Source organism: Mycobacterium uberis, from assembly GCF_003408705.1.
Taxonomy (GTDB): Bacteria; Actinomycetota; Actinomycetes; order Mycobacteriales; family Mycobacteriaceae; genus Mycobacterium; species Mycobacterium uberis.
Window position 1 is genome coordinate 1 of record NZ_QAYL01000054.1, and the last position, 10234, is coordinate 10234.

Consider the following 10234-nt stretch of genomic DNA (forward strand, 5'->3'; position numbering starts at 1 on the left):
ACTCTACGAGAACGACTATCCAACAAGCGCTTTATCAAGATATGGAACTAGATCCCTCTACACCCGCAAACAATAGGCCATAACCCAGACCTCAAGCTAAGAACCCAACTAAAACCAAAAAACCACAGTCCCCCTACACTAAACTAAGTGTAATGAAGTAGGAATTATCCCACTCGTAACTGAATTTGACGTAGCACAGTTGCGACAGAAAGATTGCTTGCAGTTAAGGATAGATTACTCACTCTGTTGTCTTGCAAAAAATGTCGATCAACCTGTAACATATAGGTTGTGGGCCTGCGTTACCTGCCAGCGTTCAGACTTTCTAGTCCTGCGCCGATGCATGGTCTGTGCGATTCTTTCGATACCGTGGCTAGACTATCGCATCAAGCTCATTAAAGTGGTGTTTCGATGAGCAAGATTGTGTCACACGAAGACGATTGGCCTATACGACGCGCTCTCGATCCCATCATTGTTACCCGACAGGGAAAAGTTGTTTACTTCCAGTTCAGTTTGACTCCGGGCGAAGCAAAGATCGAAGATCTGATATTTCTGTGAAAGGCTTTTGAGCCGGGTTAATATTCTTTTTCTACTTATCCTCAACCACAAAACCAGCCAGTTCTTGCTATTAACACGGAATTGTGCCTCGTAGTCGAACGCACCCTCGTCACCACGTGTGTCAGTTAACCTATGTACGCTAAAACAGTTGATGAGCGCGGGATTTTTCCCGTGTTGATGGCCAAAGGTCAGTTGTCGTAATCGATCGATCCATGTATCGTGCAGTTGTATCGATGACAGATTGTGCCAGTAGGATTTTGGTCCAGTCCGAAATTTCAGTATCGAACTCCAGTTCTGAACCTTCTAGGAGACTCTGATCCATTGCCCGTTGAAAAACTTCCTGACCCGCAAGGTGCTGCCACGCAAAGAAATAACACAGGCCACCGTTAAGTTCTATGAGTCACAAATGGCAAACTAGTGAAGGAATGCTCACACCGCACGCGAGTAATGTCGCGTTTGACATCGATCTGGTGTTCTCGTGGGTTGCTAGTAGCGATCCAGAATTTTGAGCATGTCAGACGGCTCACATGTCGCACCACGTAGTAGTAGGCGAAAGCGACGACGCCGAAGCACGGATTTTACAGATTGACGAGTTGAATATTCCTTGCGGTCGACGAATATGTTTGCTCCGTAGATCCAGTGCATCTTCATAGCGACGGAATCAATCCCGCTGGCATGACTGGCCGAACACCCGATGATCATGATTGTACCCACGGAGGAGCACGTTTCAGACTGGTCGGCGTTGCCTACCTCCAACCTGCACGCGGCGTACACATCCCCAATCTCAACAAGCATTTCCTGTACTCTAATGACGACATTTTTCAGTCGCATGCTCAAAGCAAGAATGTTCTTCTACCCAAGTGCGGTAAACAGGTTTATTGAGGCCAAGATCCGTATCAGACTAGGTACTCAAGATCCGACACGCAGTGATTTTGAGAACGCGACCCGGGTTAACCGTCAGCCCCTCCTACAGCGATTCGTACAACTGGTCACACACCATCTGGAACACACTGTGATCCCGCTGTACAAGAGCGTGCTGATCGAGACAAAACAGGAATTTCCGGATGAACTTACTCAGACTCAGGAAAGTGTATTCTGATTCAGCACCGATATCTCGGCTACCAATTATCTATACCACTACTATGCGCTAATAGCTGGACAAGCCGTCAACAAAGTCCTGTATGAGGATACCACCACGTACGCAAGTCTCAACTTACTTCATGAGTTGCGGAAAAGTCGCAACTACGAATTTTTCTACATCAATGATGATAGGGTCTCGAAGTCCCCAAGATGTACGTTAATCGCCAGGACGTTGCGTCACCGACGATGTTAGCACTATTGGATGATGGACAAGCAGAAAGTCCCGCCCAGACGGCTGGATAGACAGACTGCTTTAGGCAATTTTACATCGTTCCTAGACGGGAAATAGTAAAAGTGACTATAATTGTCCCTATACCAAATGGAGTCACCGAGTGCATCCCATGCATCTTGGTAGACGTGCACAAAGTTACAATCCTAGACACCATCTCGACCGTACGTTCCCCCGATGACAGCTGTGGGGTTTTGAGTGTAACAGGTAGCCGAAGCGACTGACACCGGAATTCCGGCGAAGGTGGCATTAACCAAGTAGTGCAGGTGCCCGACCAATACGGAACGAACATCGCTATTCTTGAGCACCTGCACAAGAGCGAAGCCTGATCACATACTTCCACCTTGACGGCCATGTCGAAGACACTCGAAATCAGCGGCTGGTGTAACGCCAAGATAGTGCCGTCTGGAGCTGAGGTCGCCGACTCTTCGATAAACTAATCTAATTGCTACACAATGATTTCGCCATCGCGATGTCCCGACACCTACGTATCCAAGCCATCAACCCTGTACATGCGGTCCAACGGCGCCATGGAAAGCGTCTCCACGGCAACAACATGCGTAATGCTACTCGCATTATCGAGGTTGCCCATTACCCGGAAGAATTGGCCATCCAGCTCAACAGCAAACAGCTCAGCCAGATCCCGAAGCTTTCAGCATCCCTCTGGTTCACCCTGATCGACACAAATAGCCAGTAAAACTGGTTAAATTATTGTGTAGGAACGCAATCCGAAGTACTGCATCTGCTGAAGCAGCTCGCCGAGTCAGCCGTCAATGTCGATCGACCCGTAGAAACAGCTATCCGAAATCAGATGTGTGTCGCTGATATGCAGAAGGACATAATCCGGCCGTGGATGCTCCGTGGTCCTGAGTCTGTGTGTCGGAGATGCCGACCCCTCCTATGATTCAATTGGCTTTACATAAAAACATTCGGTGTAACCTCTCCAAGGAAAAACTACGTGCACATATGAGACGTTCCACAAGACTAGCCTCGATTTTCGAAGCCCATTTACCCGAAGAATCGCGGCAGCACCGCCTCGGACGTCGCACGCAGTTCGGCCAGAGACACGGTGAATTGATCCTGAACCTCTATTGAGTCCGAACCCTGATCGACCACGCCGATACGAATAGCTGGCAAGCCCCGCGTCTCGCACATCGACCGAAACCGGCTCTCCTCGGAACGTGACACAGCAACCAACACCCGACCTGCTGATTCGGAAAAGAGCATCACGAACGGATCGATATCTTCGGGAAGCACAATGCAACAACCGGTTTCACCGGCCAACGCCGATTCCACGATCGCCTGGGCAAGGCCGCCTTCAGACAGGTCGTGCGCCGCCGATACCATCCCGTCGCACGACGCCGAACTCAGCACCTCGGCCAGCAGTTTTTCGCGCGCCAGGTCCACCGTGGGCGGCATTCCACCCAGGTGGTCGGCGGTCACTTGCGCCCAGACCGATCCGTCGAACTCGTCGTTGGTGTCGCCCAGAAGCATCAGAGTCTCCCCCGGTTTAGTGCCTAAGGAAGTGTGGAGACATCTCGCCACATTATCCAGGATGCCGAGCACTCCGACTACCGGCGTGGGCAAGATCGCCGCCGCTCCGGTTTGGTTGTAGAAGCTGACGTTGCCGCCAGTCACCGGAATCCCAAGGGCCGCACAACCATCGGCCAGCCCTCTCACGGCCTGTTCGAACTGCCACATCACTCCCGGATCTTCTGGTGAACCGAAGTTGAGGCAGTTGGTCACCGCGACCGGAGTGGCACCAGTTACGGCCACGTTGCGGTACGCCTCGGCTAGCGCCAGTTGGGCACCAGCGTAGGGATCCAGTCGGGTATAGCGTCCAGACGCATCGGTCGACAACGCGATACCGCGGCCGGTAGACTCATCGATACGTAACACGCTGCCGTCGGCGTACTGAGCCAGAACGGTATTGCCGCGCACGTACCGGTCGTACTGCTCGGTGATGAAAGCCCGGCTGCACAAATGCGGGCTATCTAGCAGCGCTAGCAAAGTCGCACGCAGCTCTTCTCCGGTAACCGGTCGCGGCAATCTTTTTGAGGAATCTGCATTCAAGGCATCCTGTGATTCGGGGCGGGCAATGGGTCGCTTATACACAGGTCCTCCGTGGGCCACAGTGCGCGGCGGCACATCGACAACCGTCTCACCGTGCCAGGTGATCCGCAGCCGATCACCGTCAGTGACCTCACCAATAACCGTAGCCAGCACCTCCCATTTGCGGCAAATCGCCAGAAAAGCATCCACGTCCTCCGGTGCAACCACCGCGCACATGCGCTCCTGCGACTCGCTGCAGAGCACCTCGGCGGGCGTCATATCCTTCGCCCGGAGCGGTACGGTGTCGAGTTGAATCGCCATTCCGCCATCTCCAGTCGATATCAATTCCGAAGTAGCACAAGACAATCCTGCACCACCTAAGTCTTGGATACCAATCACTAGTCTGCTCGCATATAACTCCAGACAGCATTCGATTAGCACCTTCTCCATGAAGGGATCGCCCACCTGAATCGACGGGAGTTTCTTACGCGACTCTTCGGCATCGAAGGTGTCTGACGCCAGCACAGAGACCCCGCCGATACCGTCCAGCCCGGTGCGCGCGCCGAACAGAATGATCTTGTTACCCGCACCCGAGGCAAACGCCAAATGCAGGTCCTCCTGGCGTAATACGCCGACACACAACGCATTCACCAACGGATTACCGGCGTAGCACGCGTCGAAGACGGTCTCACCGCCGATGTTAGGCAAACCCAGTGAGTTGCCGTAGCCGCCGATACCACGGACTACACCGTCCAGCACGCGGCGAGTGTCAGGCACATCGGCAGCACCGAACCGAAGCTGATCCATCACGGCGACGGGTCGCGCGCCCATCGCCATGACGTCCCGCACAATACCGCCGACGCCGGTCGCGGCCCCCTGGTATGGCTCAACATAGGAAGGGTGGTTGTGCGATTCCACCTTGAAAGTGACGGCCCAACCATCACCGACGTCGACTACACCGGCGTTTTCACCGATGCCGGCCAACATTCCGGCACGCATCTCCTCGGTGGTGGTTTCACCAAAGTAGCGCAGGTGCACTTTGGACGATTTATACGAACAGTGCTCACTCCACATCACCGAATACATCGCCAGCTCGGTGTCCGTGGGCCGCCGGCCCAGAATTTCACGAACTCGCTGGTACTCGTCATCTTTGAGGCCTAGCTCAGCAAACGGTTGCGGCTGATTAGGGGTGGCGGCGGCATGTTTAACGGTGTCAATCACATGGGTGCGCGTGCTCGTCACGCAGACAGTCTAAAATTTCACACCTGTCGGCTGGCGGACCAGACCCGCAGTAACAACCAGATGACACCGCCCAGCGCGACTCAAGGTAATGGGGCAATGTCTCGTTACTCGCCATTGTTCGACCTGTGGGTCACCACCACGTGATTGCAACGGCGGCTACCTACCGAAGAGCTGCGTGACCAGCTGATCGAGACCATTCTGGAGGGAATGCATAATCCTAACCTGAGGCCATTTTCAGTTCCCTGGACGCGAGCACCTCGCGAGAAACTACCGTTCAATTGCCTCCCAGACCTTTGGCAGGAACTGGTCGGATTCAAACAAAATTGCTGAACTCTGTCGCTCACCGTCGTCATCGACGAGAAAGCGGTCGGTATCCAGGACCGCAACGCGAAGGACTTCCCAATCACTCGCGGAGTACAGTCCGGATTGTGGTTCGGACTACCCCACCAAGGCCACGGATACAGCTACCAAATATAGGATCCCGCAATGCATTTTGCGTTTTCTGAGCTCAGTGCAGAGATGACGACTTTAGCGTCGTCCGTCGATAACCCAGCCTCGATTGTAATCTCGCGTCGTAACGGCTACCAAAACAACGGCGTGGACCGCATGGCACACGAGAGAACCCTGGCCGAGCAGCTGCGGTTCCGGCTGACCCGCGACGATGGGCAGCGGCATCACAACGTCGAGATACAGGTGCAAGGCTTCGATAGCTGTCGAGCGCTCTTTGGCTTGCAGGTAGTGACCCACTGTCGGCGAACATGCGGCCAGCTGCACGTTCGAGCACCGCGCCAACCGGCGGACCATCGCCACGTTGCACACCATACAGCAGGCCCCATAGCCTTTAGAACAGTTCAGCGGAAAGAAACGCCTGCAGCGCAGCGGAGTACGCGGCCACGGCGTTAGCACCCATTAATTCCCGCGCTGAGTGCATCGCCAGTTGAGCAGCACCAACATCGACAGTGGGAATACCGGTCCGAGCTGAAACTAGCGGCCCGATCGTCGAACCACACGGCAGATCGGCCCGGTGCTCGTAACGCTGCAATCCGACCCCAGCTTGCTGACAAGCCAACTCAAACGCCGCCGTGTGCGCATCAGTAGCATATCGCAGATTCGGGTGCACCTTGAGCACCGGCCCCGCGTCAACCTCGATGAAATGGTTGGGCTCATGACGCTCTGGGTAATTCGGATGCGTGGCATGTGCCATATCAGCTGAGGCCAACAACGAAGCAGGCAACCGCCGCAGGTAGTCATCCCGACCGCCACCTGCCGCGAGCACGATACGTTCCAGCACGGTGCTCAGCAGGTTTGACTGCGCACCACGATCGGAGGCCGAACCAACCTCCTCGTGGTCGAAGAGCACCAGCACAGGTAGAAACCCACACGGCTCGGCTGCCAGTAACCCCTCCATGCCCGCATAGCAGCTGGCCTGGTTGTCCAACCGAGGTGCGCTTAATAAGCTGGCATCGGCACCAATCACCGCCGACGGTACCAGATCATGAGTCATAAGGTCAGCGGCCAACACGTCGGCCGCGGCCACTCCGGCGCGCTCGGCGACGTAATCTAAGAATGCTCCCGCTTTGTCGCCTACACCCCATACTGCGTTTACGTGGCGTTGCGGATCCAAAGTAAGCGATTTGCGGTCCTCAGCGAGATGGATTGCCAGTTGTGGCACCCGCAGAATCGGATCATCTATCCGGACGAGCCGGTCGGTAATCCCATCGCCTTTACTCGCCGAGTGCACAGACAACCGGCCACTGACACCTAGATCGCGGTCCAACCAGGAGTTCAGCCAGGCTCCCCCATAGGGCTGCAGTGCGACCACTTGCCAGCCGGCGACTAGCCGGTCCGAATGCTGCTTAACCCGCAAGTTCGGGCTGTCAGTATGCGCACCTACGATCCGAAACGGAGCGTGTCCCTTGACGCCGTGCCCCGCACTCCAAGCGACCAGAGAGCCAGCGCGAACGGTAAAGTATCGGCCCGGTTGGTCAGGCCAACGCTCTGCCTCGCTGAGTTCGGTGTAACCGGCGTCGAGCAGTCGACCGGCCACGGTAGCGCAGACATGAAAAGGCGACGGAGAAGCGTCGATGAATTCGCAGAGGCCTGCAGCAGTGGCCGACATGCCCAACATCATGGCTGTAAATAACGACATGGTCGAGGCTAGAGTGGGCAAAGTGCCTCCAGGGCAACAACAACTCATACTCACGCCGTTGACGCCTGCCGCGATATTCCTTGTAATCACCATCAACGTTGGCGGCGAGGCAACTGTGCCATGACACGCTGCCTGAGCTGTCCAGGCTCAGTGCGCGCAATCGGCTTCCGCAACCCCGCCAAACACTTGTTGCTGGTGACCTCAATCGAGTCCAACACCTACGATGGACTGTTTAGCTGCCCTAGGCACGCCGAACTACATCCGTTTGTCGAACTGACCGGGGACCCCGCCCCGGTTACGCCCGGCGTTCTGTTGTTTCACATTCGAGCCGAGACGATGGACTTGTGCTTAAAATTGGCCGGTCGCGTCCTTAAGTCGATGCCAGGAGCATTCACCGTTTTCGACGAGATACATGGCTTTCAGTTCTTCGATAACCGCGACCTGCTGGGCTTCGTTGACAGCACTGAACACCGTTACGATGCAATCGTTACCATCGCCAGCGCAATCGGTGACGAAGATCCCGACTTCACCGATTCATGCTAAGTACATGCACGACATGCGGTCGTGGGAATCCTTGTAAGCCACCAAGCAGGAACGGATGATTGGTTGCACCAAACTGGAAAACATCTAGCTCGGCTATGACGTATAAGCCATCGAATTCTCACACTACACTGAACATAATCGAAGACGATGACTGCACCGAGCTAAAGATTGCGCGAAACGACATGTTCCTCGGTTATCTACCTGGCAACACTAACCGCATTCTAGATTTTTCCACCGCACTGACCGGAGGACTGTCCCCCCCCCCAATGTCGGCTTCCTCGACAATCCACCGCCGCTGGTGACAGCACAACTCACGCCTGCTTCTGAGAACGACTTACTTTCGATCGGCGACCTGGAAGGAGCACGGCAATTAACAAACTCTACCGCAATCTGGCACCGGTTACCTAAGCCGCTTAGGCAGAAATCGAAGTGAAAGAACCGCGCACATTCAAACGCCATATCGCCGGACACCGAATGGTCGACGTCCCCGAACTAGGCGGATCATTACCGTGGCGGTCAGCACAGGTCAGCTGATCGACGTGCAAAAACCGACTGATGACATCGTAGCTCACATACGGACAAGCAAACCCCCTGTCCAGTTGCGGGTTCCGATCACCTTATACCGCGACACGATTGACGACGTCGAGCGCGGTTCACAGAACTCGAATTGGGAATGTCACTAAGAAGCTAACGTTCGCGGAGAACCGCACCTTTTCAAGGGCTACGATACGGCACCAATCGAGGGCATCCGCAGTGCCGGCTTGAACCCGCCGCTGACATTACCAGTTGATGCGCAGGACATTCGCAATGCTATCTTGCAGGCGCTGCCCAAACTCCGGTTGGCAGGGGTTGACGGTCCCCTATTCAGGGCTGTTGTCCGCTCAGGTCTATACCAAGGCCAACGAGACATCTAAATCATGGCTATACCTATCCGCGAGGATCTGAACCAACTGGTCGACAGTGACACCATCTGGGCTTCCATTATCTATAGTGCATTCGTGTTTGACCACCCACGGTGGCAATTTTAACCTGCAGCTGAGAATCGATGTCGCGATCGGGTACACCAGCCATGATATCAACACTGCACAGCTCTATTCTCCAGGAGAAACTGCCTTTTTCTCTGCCACACTGCCGAGATGTCGGTCGCGTTAAGCCCATAGCGGGAATAAACGCTGGCCTGCCCACGTTTTGAGGAATATACTCAATGAATTTCTTCTTTCCGAGGCAGGGTTTTGATGGCAGTTTAACTAGCCGGCTACACCGCATTGATCTACCGATGCCACGTCTGGAAGCAGGCGCAAAATAGCGCTACAACTCGCGGACCACAGTATCACGATTACCATACACGGCCGGAGTGACGAGCGCGGGGACAAGAGCATTCATGCGATCCAGAAAATGCCGATGAAAAAGCACATGTCATCGCTGTCAGTCTCATCAATCTCGACAAAGTCCTCCAGTGGGCTGCCGAGACAGGTCCAGTGAATATCTTGATCAACAACGCCGGCATCTACAAATTTGTCAGGACTGCAGACACCGACAACACAACTTTCGACGAACACGTCAACGTTGCGGGCACCGTATAGCTTGGTTCAACAATTGGTACCTGCGATGATCGCATGATGACAGCGCCGTAGTAAATGTCACTACCCCCGGCACCTACGAGTGGAACCGAAATCCATGGAGCGACCAAAGCTGAGTTGGAATAGCTCACCTGCGTATTGGCAGATAAGCTCGGCGTCGGACTAACTGAAACACCAGAAATCACTTTACTGCCAAGCGCACTAAATAAGGATAGCTACCACTACCACATTAGGCCGGTCAACAGAGACCAGTGACATCGCCAGAGCCGTGATTTTCCTCAGTTCCTCCGATGCTAGTTACGCCAACAGCACGATGTGATACAAGTCGATCACTGAGCCAACCGGGACCGTTGCCACGTGCTAGTTGAGGTGTCCTCGACACACTACATTAGGAACAGGGGACTCATCAGTCCCCTGAAACGATGACCACGGACGGGTGAGACAGTCGCCTACGTTGCTGTTAAGGTGAGACATTGCCGCGACGACGTGGTCTTGCTGGAAGTTCTAAACGTTCATCGGTACCGCTTTTGTGCCGAGTCTAGGGACGAACCAGCTAGCCCGCAGTGCGGTAGGCCGCGATCGGGCTCGACAAGACCAAGTTGGCTCGGTGCCACAGCAACGCCACGGGTCACCCATTAAAAGCCAAGCTCTGTACTATGACCAACCCGGGTCGCAAAGCAACCAATTTAGGTCCAGTCCAGGGATGTGGTGTATGAGGTCATCGCATGATTCTTCGACTTCGTG

At 54.6% G+C, this 10234-nt stretch carries 4 protein-coding genes and 4 pseudogenes; 6 read left to right on the forward strand and 2 right to left on the reverse strand.

Annotation, left to right across the window (positions count from 1 at the left end; translation table 11 throughout):
- Positions 1-408: 408 nt before the first annotated feature.
- Positions 409-1938 (forward strand): annotated as a pseudogene (locus tag MUBE_RS14935) (sugar phosphotransferase).
- Positions 1939-2396: 458 nt separating this feature from the next.
- Positions 2397-2621: a hypothetical protein gene (locus MUBE_RS19195; RefSeq protein WP_165849910.1), complete on the forward strand. Its 225-nt coding sequence runs from the start codon at positions 2397-2399 to the stop codon at positions 2619-2621.
- Positions 2622-2932: 311 nt separating this feature from the next.
- Here MUBE_RS19195 and purL read toward each other — a convergent pair whose 3' ends face one another.
- The gene (gene purL, locus MUBE_RS14945; RefSeq protein WP_116541129.1) at positions 2933-5197 is read right to left on the reverse strand and encodes a phosphoribosylformylglycinamidine synthase subunit PurL; all 2265 of its coding nucleotides are present in this window, start codon (positions 5195-5197) and stop codon (positions 2933-2935) included.
- A 165-nt stretch (positions 5198-5362) separates the two neighbouring features.
- On the opposite strand from purL, the pseudogene MUBE_RS19585 reads away from it, so the two are divergent.
- A pseudogene (locus MUBE_RS19585) lies at positions 5363-5947 on the forward strand (GNAT family N-acetyltransferase); the annotation flags it as partial.
- Positions 5948-6059: 112 nt separating this feature from the next.
- Here MUBE_RS19585 and MUBE_RS14955 read toward each other — a convergent pair.
- Positions 6060-7337 carry a M18 family aminopeptidase gene (locus MUBE_RS14955; RefSeq protein ID WP_116541130.1) on the reverse strand — a complete coding sequence of 426 codons (1278 nt, stop codon included), beginning with the start codon at positions 7335-7337 and terminating at the stop codon, positions 6060-6062.
- A 28-nt stretch (positions 7338-7365) separates the two neighbouring features.
- Between MUBE_RS14955 and MUBE_RS14960 the strand changes: the two are divergent.
- The 3 genes and pseudogenes from MUBE_RS14960 to MUBE_RS18745 all read left to right on the forward strand — a co-directional run bounded on the left by MUBE_RS14960 (position 7366) and on the right by MUBE_RS18745 (position 9493).
- Positions 7366-8343 (forward strand): annotated as a pseudogene (locus MUBE_RS14960) (Dyp-type peroxidase).
- 106 nt (positions 8344-8449) lie between these two features.
- Positions 8450-8824 (forward strand): annotated as a pseudogene (locus tag MUBE_RS20675) (encapsulin).
- A 564-nt stretch (positions 8825-9388) separates the two neighbouring features.
- Positions 9389-9493, forward strand: coding sequence for an SDR family oxidoreductase (locus MUBE_RS18745; protein WP_243633105.1), 105 nt, complete (start codon positions 9389-9391; stop codon positions 9491-9493).
- The last annotated feature ends 741 nt before the right edge of the window (positions 9494-10234 follow it).